Consider the following 17344-nt stretch of genomic DNA (forward strand, 5'->3'; position numbering starts at 1 on the left):
CGATGAACCCCACCGATCCGATCGCCATCGACTTCCACGTGCACGTGGAGCAGGACGCCCACGGCCATCTCGCGCTCGACGCGGAGCTGATGGACGCCTCGGCCGCCTACTTCAAGTCCGGCCAGGACCGCACCCCGACCGTGGAGCGCCTGGCCGCGTACTACCGTGAGCGCCGCATGGCCGCCGTGATCTTCACGGTGGACGCCACCACGGGCCTGGGCCACCCCGCCCTGTCCAGCGAGGAGATCGCCGAGGCGGCGGCCGCCCACCGCGACGTCCTCATCCCGTTCGGCTCGGTCGACCCGCACCGGCCGGACGCCGTCGCCCGGGCCCGCTCGCTCGTCCTCGACCACGGCGTCCGCGGCTTCAAGTTCCACCCGAGCCTCCAGGCGTTCGCGCCGAACGCCCGCGAGCACTACCCGCTCTACGAGGCGATCCAGGAACTCGGTGTCCCCGCCCTGTTCCACACCGGGCAGACCGGGATCGGCGCGGGCCTGCCCGGCGGGCGCGGCATCAAGCTGCGCTGGTCCGACCCGATGCTCCTGGACGACGTCGCCGCCGACTTCCCCGGCCTGACGATCGTCCTGGCGCACCCGTCGGTGCCCTGGCAGGACGAGGCGATCTCCGTCGCCACGCACAAGGCCAACGTCTACATCGACCTGTCGGGGTGGTCGCCGAAGTACTTCCCGCCGCAGCTCGTGAAGGCGGCCGGCTCCTTCCTCCGGCACAAGGTGCTGTTCGGCTCCGACTTCCCCGTCGTCACGCCCGACCGCTGGCTGGCGGACTTCGCCGCCCTCGACATCAAGCCGGAGGTCCGCCCCCTGATCCTCAAGGAGAACGCCGTCCGCGTCCTGGCCCTCTGACGACGCCCCCGGCCGAGCCGTCACCGGGGCCGCGGCCTCCCGGACCGGCCACGGGCGGCGCCGGCTCAGAGCTTCTCCAGTCTCCGGCCCGCCGCCTTCAGGGAACGGCCCCGGCGCAGCTCCGGCCCCCAGGGATCGTCGCGCTCCAGGCGCTCGTCGATGGTGGCGAGCGTCCAGCGCCGCGCGGTGAGCTCGGGGTCGTCCAGTTCGCTCCAGCTCAGCGGGGCGGCGATCGGGGCGCCGGGCAGGGCGCGGACGGCGTACGGGGTGACGGCGGTCTGGCCGTACGCGTTGCGCTGGGTGTCGAGGTAGAGGCGTCCCTTGCGGGCCTGCTTGCGGGCTGCGGTGGTGAGCTCGTCCGGGTGCCGGTCGGCGAGCAGGTCGGCCAGGTCGCGGGCGAAGGCGCGGACGTCGTCGAAGGGAGCGCGGCGGTCGAGCGGGACGAGGACGTGCAGACCGCGGGAACCGGTGGTCATCAGGGCGGCGGGCAGGTCGAGTTCGTCGAGCAGTTCGTGCAGCTGGGCGGCGGCCTGCCGGACCGGCTCGAAGTCCTCACCGGGAGGGTCGAGGTCGAGGACCAGCAGATCGGGGTGGTCGGGCCGGTCGGCCTTGGACAGCCAGCGGTGCGGGGTGAGGCAGGCCTGGTCGACCAGGTAGAGCAGCGTGGCCAGGTCGTCGCAGACCGGGTAGCCGACGGTGCCGTCCTCCTTGGGCAGTTCGGCGCGGTGGATCCAGTCCGGGAAGTAGTCGGGGGTGTCCTTCTGCATGAAGCGCCCGTCGTCGATGCCGTCGGGGTGGCGCTCCAGCATCAGCGGGCGTCCGCGCAGGTGCGGCAGGATGCGCCGGCCGACCCTGCGGTAGTAGCCGGCGAGGTCGGCCTTGGTGATGCCGTCGTCGGGGAACAGCTCCTTGCCGGCCCGCTTGATCGCGACGGTCCGGCCGCTCGCGCGGATGTCGGTGGTGGTCATGGCGTGCCTCGCTCGCGGATGACGTCGGTGGGCCGCTTGTCGTCGCGCAGGCCCAGGTACCGGGGGCGGCGCAGCCGCCCGGCCGTGGTCCACTCGGTGAAGCCGACCTGGGCGCGCGCCTACCCCGCCGACATCGCCCGACACGTTCGGCTTGGGGGCCCGGATTCGGGGCAGCCGCAGCACTGCGGGGCTTCACGGAAGGCGAGGTACCAGGGCGATGACAGTCGACACGATCACCTCCCGGCTGCTGTCCGAACACGGCCGGACGTACGCCGAGGAGGCCGGCATCACGCTGCGCGACAAGCCCGCGCCGTTGTACCAACTGCTGGTGCTCACGGTGCTCTGCTCGATCCGCATCAAGGCCGACACGGCCACCGCCGCCGCCCGGGAGCTGTTCCGGGCCGGCCTTCGGACACCCCGGGCGATGACCGACTCCGACTGGCAGGACCGCGTGGACGCGCTGGGCCGCGCCCACTACGTGCGGTACGACGAGAGCACCGCCACCGCCCTCGGCGAAGGGGCACAGCTGGTGCTCGACCGCTGGCACGGCGACCTGCGGCGGATGCGGGAGGAGGCCGACGGCGACCTGGACACCCTGCGCGACCTGCTGCGGGAGGTTCCGAGGATCGGCCCGGTCGGCGCGGACATCTTCTGCCGGGAGGCCCAGACGGTCTGGCCGCAGCTGCGCCCGTTCTTCGACGACCGGGCGTGCGGCATGGCGAAGGACCTCGGTCTGCCGCACACGCCCCGCGGCCTCGGAGACCTGGTGCCGCCGAAGGACCTCGCGAAACTGGCCGCCGCCCTGGTGAGGGTCAGCCTCTCGAAGGACGCGGCGAAGGACCTCCAGGCCGCGTGACGCCGCCGTCCCCGGGGAAAACGCTGACCGCCTTTCCCCGGGAGGAAACGCTGACCGCCTTCCATGACGCGCGGACCATCACACCGCCAGGAGCCCCGTACTCCCCAAGACCGTGGTCGGCATGTGACGGTCGGGCCTCGGTGCCGAAGTCGGTACCGAAGTGGTACCGAAGAAGAGTCAGTGGAACACGATGGCATGGCCGCCGGCGATGCTCGCCAGGCATGCCCGGTAGAGCTGGTGCCAGGCGAAACGCTCGGTCTCGAACGGTCCGTCCGTCAGGGGATCCGCGGCCTGCCCGGCCTCCCCCGTCACGAAGGGAACGCCCTTGTCGTCAAGGTTGATGCCGATCGACGACGCCATGCCCGAAAGTTCAGCCAGCAGGCGCTGACTGGAGCCGACGATTCCAGCGCCCTCGACTTCCGCCTCGTCGGGAAGGAAGAGCGGGTCCTCGAAGTCGACCGGCACGTAGTAGCCGGCACTGTCGGAATGGCAGAGCAGATGAGAATCGAACCTCGTCATCTCGTCCCGAACCTTCTCGCAGTCGAGCTCGTACTGGCGCTCACTGACCTCCAGAGCCGACGTGACGGGTTCACCGAGGTCCGTGAGCACCAGAATGCGGCGCAGCTGGGTCAGGTACCCGTAGGGGAAGCCGCCGGAGAAGGTACGGGTACGAGGCGGATCGGTCATCTCCGGCTCCTGCCAGCTGATCTCCTCCGCCTTGAGCGCCCGGCCGAGGCGGGCGAAGGCCGAGCGGTGGTATTCGAGCCCCTCGGCGTCATTGCGAGCCTGGTCGTAGAGGAGTCCCACGGATATCGAAAGTCCCATGGGCCTCACTGTAGGAGCGGCCTCTGACAGCGGCGGCCCCGCCCCCCGCAGTGACACCGAGCGGCTGCGCCGGGACCCGCTGCCACCACTCCCGCGCACAGCAGGCATGACACGGCGTTGAGCGCCGGGCACGCCGTGGCACCGCGCGTACGCGCCGCGCCCTTCCGGTGGGGCGGGGCCCTCCGGGACCCGGATTCGGTGCCCTGGCACTGCTCCGGTCCGTGCTCACCCATGCCCCGCCCCCGCGGCTCGACGGGGCGCGTGAACCGGTATCAGGCCCGGCCGGCCGTGGACGCCCTGACGTTCAGCATCCAGTCCTGGCGACGGACGGTGCCGGGCTCGGCCGTCCCGGCCAACAGGTCACCGAGAAGGGCCGCACAGGCCCGGCCGTAGTCCGCGGGCCGCAGGTCGACCGCCGTCACCTGCGGGCTGGATCCGCGTGCGGCGGCGCCGTCGACACACGCCGCCACCAGCAGATCGGTCCCTGGGCGCAGGCCGGCCCGCGCCGCGGCCGCGAGCACCCCGACCACCGCGCCGTCGGGGGCGCTGACCACCGCGTCCAGGCCCGGGATGCCGGCGACCAGGTCCGCGGTGACGGCCTCGACTTCGGCCGGCGTCGCCGCGAACGGCACCGTCCGCACGATCACCTCGGCGCCCTCCCGGCGGCTCCAGGTCCGCGCGGCGCCCCGCAGCGCCGCCGCCCAGTCCGAAGCCGGGCCGGGCACCAGCAGCGCCGGGCGGCGGGCGCCGCGCTCGGCGAGGTGGTCCAGCAGGGCGAGCAGCGAGGCCGCGTTGTCGCACACCACCGCGCCGCTCGGCGCGGTTCCCCCGCCGAGGTGGCGCTCGCCGGTGACGACCGGCACCCCCGCGTTCAGCAGGTCCGGCACGGTCGGGTCGTCGACCTCGGGGTCGATCACCAGCAGGCCGTCGACCCGGGAGGCGAGCCTGCCGCCGGATGCCGTGCCGGGGGCCAGGAGGACGAGGTCCAGACCGTCCTCCCTGGCCCGCTCGACCGCGCCGAACGCCAGGTTCATGTAGTAGTCCAGGCGGGTCGCGGTGCGCGGCAGGTGCAGCCCGATCGCGCCCGTGCTGGAACGACGCAGGCTGCGCGCCGCGGTGTTCGGCCGGTAGCCGAGCTCCCGGGCCACCTCCCGGATCCGCTCCCGCGTGGTTCCGGCGACACGGCCGGAGCCGCCCAGCGCGTTGGAGGCGGTGCTCTTGGACACCCCGGCCGCCCGGGCCACGTCGATCAGGGTCACGGAGCGGCTGGTCACAGCCCGGAAGTCTAGACCCAGCCCCGCACCGGTCCCCACCCCGGCTCCCGCGCCTTGCTGGAACGTTCCAGCAGTACGTAAGGTGCAAGCGCTGGAACGTTCCAGCACCAGCTGCCGATCTCTGCACCCGGCCGTACGACCGGACGCACGCCGACCGCGAACCGCCCGACCGGCGGTTCGTCACCCCGACCCGACCAGCCAGGAGACACCCGCATGACGCGCGGATTCGATGTTGTGGAGACCGGTATCGCCGAGCTGCGCGCGGCGCTGGAGAAGGGCGAGACCACCGCGGTCGGCCTGCTCGACGCCTACCTCGCGCGGATCGAGGCGTACGACCGGCCGGGCACCGCCACCGCGCTCAACGCGATGGTCGTGATGAACCCGGACGCCCGCGCCGAGGCCGAGGCCTCCGACGCCCGCCGCGCGCGTGGCGAGACCCTCGGCCCGCTGGACGGCATCCCGTACACCGCCAAGGACAGCTACCTCGCCAAGGGCCTGACCGCCGCGGCCGGCTCGCCGGCCTTCGAGCACCTCGTCGCCCAGCGCGACGCCTTCGCCATCGAGCGGCTGCGCGCCGGCGGGGCCGTCCTCATCGGCCTGACCAACATGCCGCCGATGGCCAACGGCGGCATGCAGCGCGGCGTGTACGGCCGCGCGGAGAGCCCGTACAGCGCCGACTGGCTCACCAGCGCCTACGGCTCCGGCTCCTCCAACGGCTCCGGCACCGCGACGGCCGCGTCCTTCGGCGCCTTCGGCCTCGGCGAGGAGACCTGGTCCTCGGGCCGGGCGCCCGCCTCCAACAACGCCCTGTGCGCCTACACGCCCAGCCGCGGCGTGATCTCGGTGCGCGGCAACTGGCCGCTCGTACCGACCATGGACGTCGTCGTCCCACACACCCGCACCATGGCCGACCTGCTCGAACTGCTCGACGTCGTGGTCGGCGACGACCCGGAGACCCGCGGCGACCTCTGGCGCTCCCAGCCGTGGGTGCCGATCCCCGCCGCGTCGCAGGTGCGCCCCGCCTCGTACCCGGCGCTCGCACCCGCCGACCCGGCGGCGGCGCGCGCCACGCTGGCCGGCAAGCGCGTCGGTGTCCCCCGGATGTACATCAACGCCGATCCCGACGCCGGCACCAACCCCGAGGGCGGCATCGGCGGGCCGACCGGCCTGCGGATCGACACCCGCCCCTCGGTGATCGACCTGTGGGACGCCGCCCGCCGCGACCTGGAGGCGGCCGGCGCCGAGGTCGTCAAGGTCGACTTCCCGGTCGTGACCAACTACGAGTCCGACCGCCCCGGCGCGCCCTCGCTGTTCACCCGCGGCCTGGTCGGCCGTGACTACCTCACCGTGGAGATCGAGGACCTCTCCGCCTGGGCCTGGGACGACTTCCTGCGCGCCAACGGCGACCCTGCGCTCGCCACCCTGGCCGAGGTCGACGGCGACCGCATCTTCCCCAAGCACGAGGGTGAACTCCCGGACCGCTACGACAACTTCGACGACTCGATCGGCGACTACCCGCGCTTCGTGCGGGAGCGCCCGTACGCGTCCTTCACCGACATGCCGCACCTGGAGCAGGGGCTGCGCGGGCTGGAGGAGACCCGCCGGATCGACCTGGAGCTGTGGATGGACGGACTGGGCCTGGACGCGGTGGTGTTCCCCGCCGTCGCCGACGTGGCGCCCGCCGACATGGACGTCTCCGAGGCGTCCGCCGACCTCGGCTGGCGCAACGGCGTCTGGGTCGCCAACGGCAACCTGGTCCCCCGCCATCTCGGCATCCCGACGGTCACCGTCCCCATGGGCACCATGGCGGACACCGGCATGCCGGTCGGCCTGACCTTCGCGGGCCGCGCCTATGACGACAACGCCCTGCTGGCCCTCGGTGCCGCCTTCGAGGCGACCGGCAGCCGCCGGACGGAACCGCCGCGTACCCCGCGCCTGTCGGCGCGCTGAGGACGGCCTCGGGGCCCGGGTCGGCAGAACCACTGCCGGCCCGGGCCCCGGTCGCGCGCCCGGCCGCGCGGCCCCGCGGATCCCTCAGCCCCCGCCCCCCGGGTCCCGCGGTCAGGAGGAGTCGCGGGCGACCAACTCGACGGTCTCGACGGCCAGCGCGAGGTCGAGACCCGCATCGGCCGGGCCCTGCTCGCCGGCGACATCGCCGACGGCTCGACCGTCACCGCCGACGCCGAAGCAGGACACCTCACCATCCACATCGCCGAGCCTGCCGCAGCCGCACCGCACGCCCCTCGATGATCCGGCCAACCGCCCGCCACCGCCCGGATGCACCCCTGGCCCGCCTCCGCCCAAGGATCGTGATGTTGGAGACAACCTGGACGTCCGCTTCAAGGAAACCTCGTTCTGCGGTTGTGTCGACGACCAATTTGGAGGTATACGGACTGGTGGGGCCGTCCACAGGACGCCCGGCCGGATGCCGTGCCGCCGCAGCGACTGCGTGAGCCGGACAGCGAACCGCGTCGACGTAGGAGGTGTCGACAGTGATCACGGAACTGGCACTGGAACGCGTGGAGTTCACCTGCGGCCACTGCTGGCGCCAGTGGAGCATGGACTACGACGTCCAGCACTACCGCGATGACGACGAACGGGACTGGGAGTACTTCTCCCGCGACGGCGTAGTGGTGGACTCGCCGTACACTCCCCAGGGTGCGCCGCCCTGCCCCGAGTGCGGGCGCCGCTGGGTGGGACGCGTTCTCGCCCGCCGACTCATTCCGACGCCCCCGGGCCCGGTCGGTACACCGCGTCTGTCGATCGGCGACGCCGCGGGTCACCGGCCGGAGCGGCACGGTGCGCCGCCGCTCGGTGCAGGGGATCACGCCCAGCCGGCGCAGGCTGGTGCGCCTGACCCGGACGGTGACCGGGTGAAGGTCGACACCGACGCCGGAGAGGGGGTGTGAGGCGGTGGCGAGGCTGACGGTCGAAGGCGCGGACCTGGTGGTCCGGCTGCGCTGGTGGGAGCGGCTGGTGACGCGGTCGGGGCCGGTGCGGGTGCCGCTGACGGCGGTGGAGCAGGTCACGATCACCAGGCAGCCATGGAGGGTTGTCCGCGGAGTTCGCGAGAGCGGCCTGCTGGTCCCCGGCCGGCTGTGCCTGGGGGTGTGGCGGCATCCCGGCGGCCGGGACTTCGTGGCCCTGCGTCCGTCCAAGGATGTCGTGGTGAGCGTCGACCTGAACCGGCCCTCGCCGTTCACGCGCGTCGCGGTCCACTCGACCGAGGCGCCGCGAACGGTGGCCGAGCTGCGCGCGGCGATGAGCAGGGCCGCCGTCGCGGCGCAGGAGCACGATGAGGGAGCCCCCGGAGTGGCGCCGCAGCCCGAGAGGCCGCCCGTGTGCCTGGCGCCGTCCCGGCCCGGCGCCAGGGGCCGGCGGGGGCGCGTTCCGGTCCACGCCTGAGCACCGGCCGGCGCCGAGGTGCAGATCAAAGGAGGTGGCGTGATGCTCATGGATCGCACACCGTGCGAGATCGCGGTCGCGGCCGCCGATGAGGTCCGTCGTCTCAACGAGTGCACGGTGCGGACCGGCGCCTATCCCTATCCGACGGACGTCCATCACACCATCGGCGCGCTGGCCGGTCTGCTGGAGCAGTTGCCGCGTTCACTGCACCAGCTCGCCGCCGGTCTGAACGCGATCGACCCGGAGCATCTGGCCGTCTACGCCGACCCGCCGACTCCCGTTCAGCGGCAGGCGGAGGTCGCGTCCGAGCTGGGTCAGGCCATTGCCGCGGTCGAGCGCGCCTGCGCTCACCTGCGCCGGGCGCAGCACACCGCGGCGGAGCTGGTCTACACCGGCCCGGTCCCGGGGATCTGACCAGCGCTGAAGGCGGGGCTCACTCCAGGTCTGCCCTCGAGGACTCCGGCGACGCCTGGACGAACCGCTCCGAGGACGATGACCGAGGGATGACCGAAGGGAGGACACCGTGAAATCCCAGTTCCTGCACCGCCTCTACGAGCCTGCCTCCCCCGTCGCGTCCGTGTATCTCGACACTTCCCGCGACATCGACGATCCGGACCCGGCGATCGAGCTGCGATGGCGGCACCTGCGGGACAAGCTCGTGGCCCATGACGCCGACACGGACACCGTCCAGTCGATCGGCACAGTCGTCGCGGGAGCCGGAAGAGACCGGGACGTCACGGGCCGACACGGACAGGCCGTCTTCGCATCCGCGGGACGAATCCTGCTGGACGAACGCCTTCCGGAGCCGCCGGCACTGGACACCGCCCGCTATGGCGTGCTGCCCGACGTCCTGCCGCTGCTCCTCCAACGCGCCCCGGACATCCCGTACGCCGCCGTCTCCCTCCACCGCGTCCACCCGACTCACGGCGCTGAGGCCGAAGATGAGCTGGAAGTCGACCACGACGTGGGCCGATGGCCGCACAACCGCGTCAACTCGACCGCCGGCCACCAGCGGATCCCGCTCGGCAGCTGGCCGCAGGAGGCCGGGCGGATCCTCGGCGAACTGGCAGACGCCGCTCCGGACGACACCCCCGAACTGGTCGTGATCGCCGGAGACTCCTGGGCCGCGAACACGCTGATCCGCCTGGCACCGGGCCGTCTGGCACGCCGGATCGTCCGATTGCGTGAGGCCGACCACCACCGGCCCGAGCCCGGCCGTGCAGTCCTGGAGAAGGAGGTCGGCCTGCTGATGGCCGACCGGCTGGCCGACCGTGATCAGCACCGAGTCGATGCCTTCCTCGCCCGCCGTGCCCGCGACCAGGACACGAGTGAGGGACTGGCCGCTACCGTCGCGGCTCTTCAGCGCGGCCAGGCAGCCGCCCTGCTGATCAGCCCTGCTCTGCCGGCCCTGCCGCCGCTGTGGGCCGGTGCGGCGCCGACTGATCTCGCGCTGTCCGGTGCGGAGCTCGAAGTCTTCGGTGTCCGCTCCTACTGGGAGGAGAGTGCGGCAGACGCGCTGGTGCGGGCCGCCGTGGGCACGAACACGGAGCTGATCGTGGTTCCCCCCGACCAGGTGGCTCTGCCGGACGGGGTCGCGGTCCTGCCCCGGTACCGCGATGGCGGGCCTGAGCACAGTGAAGCGCGGATCGCAGGGAGCGTACCGAGTGGACGAGTTGGACCGTGAAGGGTTACAGGGGGCTACTGAGTAGCCGCCCGCGTCTCGATAGCACTTGATGGGCGGCTACCGGCTTCGCAGGTCGGCGCGAGGCGGCGCATGCGTCGGGTGAGGAGGATGGCGGTGACCGCTTGGTTCGCGAACCGGTTCGAGGCCGGGCAGCGGCTCGCCGCCCGGTTCCAGGAGTCCGGCGCCCGAGAGCGCGGCGGTGATCCCGTCGTGCTGGGCTTGGCTCCCGGGGGAGTGCTGGTGGCCGCGGAGATCGCCGGCGCCTTGGATGCACCACTGGACGTCATGGCGGTGCACACGATCAGCGCACCGGGGGACGGGAGCGTCGTCGGAGCCATCGCCGACCAGGAACCGCCCTTGTTCGACCGGCGCGCCGTGCGGAACCTCGGCATCACGCCCGAGGAGTTGGCGGGCGAGGTGGACGCGCAGCGCCGTGAACTTCGGCGCCGTGAGCGCCTGTACCGGGCCGGTCGCCCGGCAGCAGCCGTCGCGGGGCGGACAGTGGTGCTGGTCGCCGACGGACTGGTCCACGGCATCGCCGCTTCCGCAGCGATACGCGCTGTCACCAAGGAGCGTCCCGCGCGACTGATCCTCGCCACTCCGGTCTGCGACGCGCGAGTGGCGGCCAGGCTCAGACCCGAGGTCGATGGGCTCATCTGCCTCCACCAGGTCCGCTACCTCCACGCCGTCGGCCCCGCCTACTCCGACTTCCGCGACGTCACCGACCGCGAGGTGGCCGCAGTGCTCGGTCAGCGTGCATCCGTGTCTTGATCACCTGTGAAGCGAGGTGGGTCAACGAACCCCGGGCGCGCGCCGACGCGCTCGGCCGCATCACCTGGACCGTGAACGTCGACTCCACTGTCTGCCGAGCCCACCAGCACGCCGCCGGGGCCCGTCGGAAACCGGATGTTGGCGGAGGCCGCCGCCTACCCGCGCCTGACGGATCATGCGGGCGACGGCTGGCACCTGCACTACCGCGACGACGGCGAGTCGCTCGCTTCGGTGCTGACGGTCATGTTCACGGTCGGCACGGCGCTGCATCTGGTTGGCCGCGGCATGCACCGACTGCGCCGCTGCGACGTGGCCGAATGCACGACGATCTTCGCCGACACCTCTCGCACGGGTCGGCAACGCTACTGCTCACAGCGGTGCGCCAACCGGGACGCCGTGCGGCGACACCGCGCCCGAACGGCATAGCCCCGGCACCGGCCCCGGCGTGGACGCCTACGCGGTCCCGGCAGCCGGCAGCTGTTCCTGCAAGTACTTGGCGCGGTTGTCGAGGCTGACGCACCGTAGGCTCCTCGGGCACCCGGGCGGTGGGGTGTCGAGCCGGACCCCGGCTTGGAGTGAAGTCGGTGGGGAACTGCGGTGGCTTCGAAGGAGGTTCGGTGTCGGCGGCGGTTCGGGCGGCGGCGTCGGCAGGCGGCGGCCGGGAAATTCGCTTTCGGCCGCCGGAATGCGGTGATAGACAGTCGTCGTGCAGAAGAACCTTGAACTCCCTGACCTGCTGCGACTGATCGACGAGCGGGCGACGGCCTTCCGGGCCGCGATCGCCGCCGCTCCCAGCCTGGACGTGCAGGTGCCGACCTGTCCCGAGTGGACGCTGTTCGACCTGGCGCAGCACCTGGGCTCGGGCCGCCCGTTCTGGGCCGCCGTCGTCGAGGCCGGCCCGGCCGACGCCCCGCCGGCCGAGGCCATAGCGGCGCGCGCCGAGGCGCAGGCGCCCCGGGAGCGCGAGGCATTGGTGGCCTGGCTGGCCGCGTCGACGCAGGAGCTGCTGGACACCCTGCGGGAGGTCGGCCCGGACGCCGAGTGCTGGACGTGGTGGGGCGCCTCGCAGTCGCCGCGGACCAGCGGTGCCGTCGCCCGGCACCAGCTTCAGGAGATCGCGGTGCACACCTATGACGCCCAGCTCACCGTGGGCGCCGCGCAGCCGCTGCCGGCGGAGGTGGCGCTGGACGGCGTCGAGGACTTCCTGTTCACCTGCTGCGCATGGTCGGGCGTTTGGCCGCACGAGCCGGCCGTCGTCGACTACCACGCCACCGAGGGCCGCTCCTGGCGCTTCACGGTCGAGGCAGATGGCGCCCGCGCCGTCCGCCTCCCGGCTGCCGGCGAGGGCGAGGCCCAGGCCCCGGCCGACGCCTCCGCCCGGGGCACGGCCGGTGAGCTGGTCCTGTGGTTCCACGGACGCACCCCGCTGGACTCGGTGAAGATCGACGGCGACCGGGGCATCTTCGAACGGCTCTTCGCCTGGGACCCGAACGCGTAAGGCATGGTCGACGACGCGGCGCCCGGTCGCGTCGTCGGCTCATCCGACCGTGCCCTGGCCGGAGCGTCCCCCGTCGTCGTGGCGCATGCTCGAAGTGCGACCGGGCGCCGACGGGAGAGGCCCGACTCCACGACGGGAGTGTGCGAGATGACTACCCACTCGAACCGCCACCAAGCACCTTCCGTCGTCACAGCCTTCGCTGTGCTGGCCGCTGCGGTGCTGGCTCTGGCCAGCTGTTCGGACAGTTCGGGCCATGGCTCCAGCAGCGGGGGCAATGTGACCGCACCGTCCAGCAGCAGCCCCTCGACGATTACCCCGCCGAGCACCAATCCGCCCAGCACCACCGCGTCGCCCGGCGCCCCCGTCCCCGCTGCTGGACCTCAGGAGTGTGCGACCAGCCGGCTGACCGTTGCGCAAACCGACGTGAGCCTCGGCGCGGGTCAGTACTATTCGACCTTGGTGTTCACGAACACCTCTGACACAGCCTGCACGATGACCGGCTACCCGGGCGTGTCGTATGTTGCCGAGAACGGCATTCAGTCGGGCAACCCCGCTGACCGCTCCCCAGGTACGGTCGCCACGGTGACGCTGCCGCCGCACGGTACGGCGGGCGCGGTGCTGCACGATGCCAACGGCGCGAGCGGGTACGACCCGGCGCAGTGCCGGCTCGCACCCGCCGAGGGGCTACGGATCTACCCTCCGAACCAGACGGCCGCGCTGTTCCTCCCCTGGAAGACCGAGCACTGCACGGGCCCGACCATCCGCTCCCTCATGATTGGCCCGGTCCAGCAATATCCGGTTCACTGACCAGCACGTGACCGGTAGGTGGGACCGTCGATTCAGCGGACAGTCGCCGCTGGGTGTCGAGGCATCCAGAAGGACATCCGCTCACCGAGACAGTGGTACCGCTCCATGCCGAGCCCAGCCAGTACACCCGCAGCGTTCCGGCGGCTCGGGCCGCGCTCAGGGCCTGGTTGAACGGCCAGGCGTCGTAGTCAACGGGGGTGGTGTCGCTGCCGTACTGCTCGCTACTGCCGAGCAGTCCTCGCTCAGCTCGCGAACGATGGCTCGCCACGGGTGGAAGTCGTTGGCCTCGTTCCACGGCGCGTCGTGGGAGGCCTGGATCGCCGGGCTCTGCAACGAGATCGAGCTGTCCTTCGTCACCGACCCGCACCGGGTCGAGGTGGTGCTGGAGTTCGACAAGCGCGGCACGCTCCACAGCGGCGACTCGGTGCGCACGTTCCTGCCGGACCACGCGGCCGGGCAACACGACCTGACCGGCATGGTGGACGGCTGGATCCGCGGCGTGCTGGGCCACTGACCGCGCACGGGACCGTCAACCCCGGCGGCTACGACCGCGCGTCGGATCGGATCGATCAGTTGGTCGTGATGTCCGGGATGCCGGTCGGGGCGGGGACGGACTCGAAGGTGAAGCTCTGCCCGGTGGGCGGGGTGGCGCACGGGAGTTGCCGTGCGAGGACGCCCGGGGTGGCGATACCACCGGGGATGGTGACGCACGCGTTGCTGTGCGCCGGCTGGATGAGGTAGCTCCCGGCACCTTCGGGAGACGGGTGCAGCCGGAACCGTTCGGCGGTGCCCCGCCGGCCGCAGTAGTCGTTCATCAGGTGGGCGCCGTCGGTGAGAAGGGCCGAGTCCACTCCCAGACAACCGTGGCCCAGGACGGGGTGGAGCGAACGGATCGTGTACTGCCCGCCGCCCGCCGGATCCAGGACGTAGGTGGGTACGTTCCCTGGACAGTCGAACTGTCCGACTCGGCCGCCGCTGTCGTGGGCCGTGGACTCCCCGAGGCAGAGACGGGCACCCGCGGTCCGGATCAGGTACGCGCCCGCCGCGAGCGGCGCCTGCTCCGAACGGCCGGCGGCGGGAACGGCCGGGGAGTCCGAACCCTCGCCCGTGAGCGCCATCCCGCCTGCCACCACGCCCAGTACGGCAACGGCTGCCAGGACGGCCACGGTCGAAACCGCGCCGCGCCGCAGCCGCCGTGAGCGGGAGGGTGTGAGCCGCGCGGTCTGCGGGGCACCGGGAACCGGCGGCTCCGGCGGGGCGGATCCGGCCGGGGCGGCGTCACCGGGTGCCTCGCGGGTGGCACCGGACGCCAGCCGGGCGCGTGCTTCGAGCCAGGAAGCCGAATCCTCCCCGTGGCCGCACGCCCGCACGAAGGCATCCAGAAGTTCCGGCCGTGGCAGCAGATCGTGACGCAGCGCCTCGGCGATCGTGCTGCGCGGAAGCACGGTTCCGGACTCTGCGGCGCGGCGCTCCAACGCCCGGTAGGTCAGTCCGGACTGATCCCGGAGCTGTCGAAGGCATGCGACGAACTGGGCCGTGTCCCGCGCTTGGGCGGGATCCGGCAGGGGCTGGGAAGTCATGCCTCGATCCTGGCCGAGCAACCGGCTTCCAGCCACAGCGAATTGAGACGTTCACGACCGCGGGAGCGCGGCCTCGAGCGGGGCGACACGTGGCTCTCCCCGGGACGTCCACGCGCCCCGGTCGCCGGCACGAGGGCCTGACGTGCAAGTGAACGGTCCGGGACGGGGCGACGTCCTGTCCCGGACCGTCCCGGACTGTCCCGGACGCCTTGTGGCCTGGTGCCCGACGGCCCCGCACCACCAGAGTCCTGATGTCGGGAGGGCCCGGACGGCGCCGTCCGCCGCGTGATCCTCCCGTGCCCGAGTGACAGTTCACCTCAGAGGAGACCACCGTGTTGACCACTGTCCGCAGCAAGATCTCTGCCGGCGCCGTTCCCGCGTTGACGGCCGGGCTCGCCCTGCTTCCTCTCGCTCCGGCCCGGGCCGCGTCCGTGCCGGACCCGGCCGGAACGGCGAGCTACGGCTGCCCCAACGGAGGAAGCTACTGGTCCGACTTCTCCGGCGGCCGCGGCCGTGCTCACTTCTCGTGCCAGAACTTCCGCGTCCGCATCGGCATCAAGTGCACCGACGGGAATCCCCACTGGAGCGGAGGAGCCGACCAGCCCCAGCCCAGCGTGGTCTGGCGGCTGCACTACAACAAGGTCGAGTGCCCCGTCGGCTACAGCGTCATCGGCAAGCCCACCATCTACGTGAAGTAGCCCCGCCGACAAGCGCGTCCGACTCCTGCCCGCCGGCTCGGGGACCGGAAGCGCCCGCAGGCCGGTACGCGAACCGCCGGGAGGCAGGCCACCATCCAACGGGTGGCGGCCTGCCTCCCGACGTGCCTTTGCCCGGCGGCCGGGCGGCGTGTCCGCCGACGCGACGACGCACCGGCGCCGGCACCGGCACCGGGCGCACCGTCGCGTGCCCGCAGCGCGGCCCGGGCGGCCTCCGCGAGGCGGTTGGCGTCTTCCAGTGCCTCGTCCAGCGCCGGCAGCCGGGGTTCCACGTGCGGGCCGACCGCCTCGATGGCCAGCTCGGCGTCCTTCGCGGCCCGCGCCGGATTCTCGGCGAGGACGGACTCCCCCGGAGGACGCGGAGCAGTGCCACGGCGTGGCGCCCCGTCCTGCGGCACGACGCCGCGAGGTCCGCGAGGGCCTTGAGGGGGTGTAGGAGCCGGCGAGGCCGCCGGACACCCGCACCCGCGGCTGTCCTCGCGGGCGCCCGGACCGTCACACGGGCCCGAGGTCCGACAGATCCGGCAGATCCGGCAGCGGCCGGACCTCGCCCGTGCCCAGCTCGACTGTGAACCGGGCTCGCATCGGGCCGTCGCCCCGGCGGGAGAGGAGGGTGAGTTCGGTGACCCGTGCAGAGGTGGTGCCCAGGCGGGCGGCCAGCTGGGGCGCGAGCCGGCGCGGGTCCCGGGTCCGCCCCAGGGACAGGTGGGGCGTGAAGTCGTCCGCCCGACCCCGGCACCGGGGGAAGCGTTCCACCAGCGAGCCGTGCAGCGCCCGCCACGGGCCGGGGCCGCCGGCCGCCGGGTCGAGCCAGATCGTGGCGTCGTGGCGGTGGGAGAAGTGGCGCACCCCGTGCAGACGCGCCCTGAACGGGGCGTGCTCGGCCGCGGCGGCGCCCAGCAGCGGGAGCGCGGGCCCGAAGTCCGACTCCGGGACGAAGCCGAACAGCACGTTGACGTGCGGCGGCCATCGGCGGATCTGCGGATCGTGCTCCGCCCTGATCCGCTGGACGGCCCGCCACAGTTCCGCCGGCGGCAACCAGGCAAGCGCCGTCCGGGGTGTCGGTCCGACGTCCAGGACCCCCGGAACGTCGATCGAAGGTCCGTCCACCCCTCCATGGTGACCACCGACACCGGGACCGGCGGCTCGGGGCACCCCCGTGGTCGCCGACGGACCGGCGGCGTGCACCTCGACGCGCCTTCGGTCAACCCGCTCGGAACACCCGCCACGGGCGACTGGGTCGGCTGTCGGACCGCCTCGGCCGGATCGCACGGGACAGCCCAGGCCGCCGAGCACGGGGTGGTGCGATGTGCGGTGCTCGGTCGGGGTATTCGCTGGCAGCTTCCGGCTGGTGGTGGTCATACTGCCGCAATGGATCCGGTGACTCTCGAGACCGACCGTCTGGTGCTGCGGGCCTTCACACCTGCCGACGTGGATGCGGTGTACACAGCCTGTCAGGACGAGGACATCCAGTTCTACACCCCGGTGCCGGTGCCGTACCGGAGGGCGGACGCGCGGAAGCTCGTCGGCGAGAAGCTGCCCGCCCAGTGGGCCGAGGACAGGGACTACACCCTCGGCGCGTTCCGCAAGGACACCGGCGCCCTGGTCGGCTCGTACTGCCTGACCCTCATCAGCCGCGGCGTCTGGGAGCTCGGTTACTGGGCGGTCAAGGAGCAGCGCGGACGCGGGTACTCGGTGGAGGCCGCTCGTGCCCTGTGCGACTGGGGCTGGGCCACGCTCGACGTGCACCGCATCGAGTGGTGGGCCATGGCCGGGAACACCGGCTCGCGTGCCGTCGCCGAGAGACTCGGCTTCACCGTCGAAGGGACACTGCGCGATCGTGGCATCGCCAACGATGGCAAGCCGCACGACTGGTGGGTGGGCGGACTGCTGAGGCCCTGATGCTCGGGCGGGTGCTTCGCCGGCCGCGTTCGCTCTTCTGCGGGGAAGTTCCCGGCTCGGACGGTTCCCGGCTCGAAAAGGTCTGAACCGATACCGGGAATCAGGCGGCTCTACCTTCTGAGTCGGGTTGATCGAGCCATTCGTAGGGTTGGGTCACCCAGGGGTGCTGGGTGTGGCTATCAGGCGGCTGCCGTC

The 17344-nt window shown here is 72.5% G+C and carries 19 protein-coding genes and 2 pseudogenes; 14 read left to right on the plus strand and 7 right to left on the minus strand.

What is annotated here, in order from left to right; genetic code table 11:
- Positions 1–2 precede the first annotated feature (2 nt).
- Positions 3–863 carry an amidohydrolase family protein gene (locus ACZ5OX_RS34075; RefSeq protein ID WP_465635506.1) on the plus strand — a complete coding sequence of 287 codons (861 nt, stop codon included), beginning with the start codon at positions 3–5 and terminating at the stop codon, positions 861–863.
- A gap of 65 nt (positions 864–928) precedes the next feature.
- Here ACZ5OX_RS34075 and ligD read toward each other — a convergent pair whose 3' ends face one another.
- Positions 929–1831 carry a non-homologous end-joining DNA ligase gene (ligD, locus tag ACZ5OX_RS34080; protein ID WP_465635508.1) on the minus strand — a complete coding sequence of 301 codons (903 nt, stop codon included), beginning with the start codon at positions 1829–1831 and terminating at the stop codon, positions 929–931.
- Positions 1828–1944, minus strand: a pseudogene (locus ACZ5OX_RS34085) (ATP dependent DNA ligase); the annotation flags it as partial. The pseudogene ACZ5OX_RS34085 and the gene ligD, both read right to left, overlap by 4 nt.
- A gap of 104 nt (positions 1945–2048) precedes the next feature.
- Here ACZ5OX_RS34085 and ACZ5OX_RS34090 point away from each other — a divergent pair.
- Positions 2049–2687 (plus strand): endonuclease, encoded by a 639-nt coding sequence (locus ACZ5OX_RS34090; protein WP_465635510.1) that lies wholly within the window; start codon positions 2049–2051, stop codon positions 2685–2687.
- A gap of 177 nt (positions 2688–2864) precedes the next feature.
- Here ACZ5OX_RS34090 and ACZ5OX_RS34095 read toward each other — a convergent pair whose 3' ends face one another.
- Together ACZ5OX_RS34095 and ACZ5OX_RS34100 are read right to left on the minus strand one after the other, a co-directional pair.
- Positions 2865–3512 carry a hypothetical protein gene (locus ACZ5OX_RS34095; protein WP_465635512.1) on the minus strand — a complete coding sequence of 216 codons (648 nt, stop codon included), beginning with the start codon at positions 3510–3512 and terminating at the stop codon, positions 2865–2867.
- Positions 3513–3784: 272 nt separating this feature from the next.
- A complete protein-coding gene (locus ACZ5OX_RS34100; protein WP_465635514.1) occupies positions 3785–4786 on the minus strand; it encodes a LacI family DNA-binding transcriptional regulator in 1002 nt (333 codons plus the stop codon).
- A 213-nt stretch (positions 4787–4999) separates the two neighbouring features.
- Here ACZ5OX_RS34100 and ACZ5OX_RS34105 point away from each other — a divergent pair, with 213 nt between their 5' ends.
- On the plus strand, positions 5000–6736 hold the full coding sequence (locus ACZ5OX_RS34105; RefSeq protein WP_465635516.1) for an amidase: 1737 nt from the start codon (positions 5000–5002) through the stop codon (positions 6734–6736).
- A gap of 111 nt (positions 6737–6847) precedes the next feature.
- Here the strand turns inward: ACZ5OX_RS34105 and ACZ5OX_RS34110 are convergent, their stop codons facing one another.
- Positions 6848–6994: a hypothetical protein gene (locus ACZ5OX_RS34110; protein ID WP_465635518.1), complete on the minus strand. Its 147-nt coding sequence runs from the start codon at positions 6992–6994 to the stop codon at positions 6848–6850.
- A gap of 284 nt (positions 6995–7278) precedes the next feature.
- Here ACZ5OX_RS34110 and ACZ5OX_RS34115 point away from each other — a divergent pair, with 284 nt between their 5' ends.
- The 9 genes and pseudogenes from ACZ5OX_RS34115 to ACZ5OX_RS34155 all read left to right on the plus strand — a co-directional run bounded on the left by ACZ5OX_RS34115 (position 7279) and on the right by ACZ5OX_RS34155 (position 13465).
- Complete coding sequence (locus ACZ5OX_RS34115; RefSeq protein WP_465635520.1) at positions 7279–7695, plus strand: hypothetical protein; 417 nt, start codon at positions 7279–7281, stop codon at positions 7693–7695.
- Between the two features lie 4 nt (positions 7696–7699).
- The gene (locus ACZ5OX_RS34120) at positions 7700–8191 is read left to right on the plus strand and encodes a hypothetical protein (protein WP_465635522.1); all 492 of its coding nucleotides are present in this window, start codon (positions 7700–7702) and stop codon (positions 8189–8191) included.
- Positions 8192–8239: 48 nt separating this feature from the next.
- Complete coding sequence (locus ACZ5OX_RS34125) at positions 8240–8605, plus strand: hypothetical protein (protein WP_465635524.1); 366 nt, start codon at positions 8240–8242, stop codon at positions 8603–8605.
- 109 nt (positions 8606–8714) lie between these two features.
- A complete protein-coding gene (locus ACZ5OX_RS34130) occupies positions 8715–9875 on the plus strand; it encodes a baeRF2 domain-containing protein (protein WP_465635526.1) in 1161 nt (386 codons plus the stop codon).
- Positions 9876–9989: 114 nt separating this feature from the next.
- The gene (locus ACZ5OX_RS34135; protein WP_465635528.1) at positions 9990–10646 is read left to right on the plus strand and encodes a phosphoribosyltransferase; all 657 of its coding nucleotides are present in this window, start codon (positions 9990–9992) and stop codon (positions 10644–10646) included.
- Between the two features lie 129 nt (positions 10647–10775).
- Positions 10776–11072, plus strand: a pseudogene (locus ACZ5OX_RS34140) (CGNR zinc finger domain-containing protein); the annotation flags it as partial.
- Between the two features lie 280 nt (positions 11073–11352).
- The gene (locus ACZ5OX_RS34145; RefSeq protein WP_465635530.1) at positions 11353–12144 is read left to right on the plus strand and encodes a maleylpyruvate isomerase family mycothiol-dependent enzyme; all 792 of its coding nucleotides are present in this window, start codon (positions 11353–11355) and stop codon (positions 12142–12144) included.
- A gap of 147 nt (positions 12145–12291) precedes the next feature.
- Positions 12292–12951: a DUF4232 domain-containing protein gene (locus tag ACZ5OX_RS34150; protein WP_465635532.1), complete on the plus strand. Its 660-nt coding sequence runs from the start codon at positions 12292–12294 to the stop codon at positions 12949–12951.
- A gap of 256 nt (positions 12952–13207) precedes the next feature.
- Positions 13208–13465, plus strand: coding sequence for a sporulation protein (locus tag ACZ5OX_RS34155; RefSeq protein WP_465635534.1), 258 nt, complete (start codon positions 13208–13210; stop codon positions 13463–13465).
- Between the two features lie 55 nt (positions 13466–13520).
- On the opposite strand, the gene ACZ5OX_RS34160 is transcribed toward ACZ5OX_RS34155, so the two are convergent.
- Complete coding sequence (locus ACZ5OX_RS34160) at positions 13521–14117, minus strand: RICIN domain-containing protein (protein WP_465635536.1); 597 nt, start codon at positions 14115–14117, stop codon at positions 13521–13523.
- A gap of 746 nt (positions 14118–14863) precedes the next feature.
- Between ACZ5OX_RS34160 and ACZ5OX_RS34165 the strand changes: the two genes are divergently transcribed.
- Positions 14864–15229 (plus strand): hypothetical protein, encoded by a 366-nt coding sequence (locus tag ACZ5OX_RS34165; RefSeq protein ID WP_465635537.1) that lies wholly within the window; start codon positions 14864–14866, stop codon positions 15227–15229.
- Between the two features lie 513 nt (positions 15230–15742).
- Here ACZ5OX_RS34165 and ACZ5OX_RS34170 read toward each other — a convergent pair.
- Positions 15743–16357, minus strand: a complete 615-nt coding sequence (locus ACZ5OX_RS34170; RefSeq protein ID WP_465635539.1) for a 2'-5' RNA ligase family protein — start codon at positions 16355–16357, stop codon at positions 15743–15745.
- A gap of 261 nt (positions 16358–16618) precedes the next feature.
- Here ACZ5OX_RS34170 and ACZ5OX_RS34175 point away from each other — a divergent pair, with 261 nt between their 5' ends.
- On the plus strand, positions 16619–17149 hold the full coding sequence (locus tag ACZ5OX_RS34175; protein WP_465635541.1) for a GNAT family N-acetyltransferase: 531 nt from the start codon (positions 16619–16621) through the stop codon (positions 17147–17149).
- Positions 17150–17344 lie beyond the last annotated feature (195 nt).

This window comes from Kitasatospora sp. NPDC032121 (assembly GCF_055580145.1).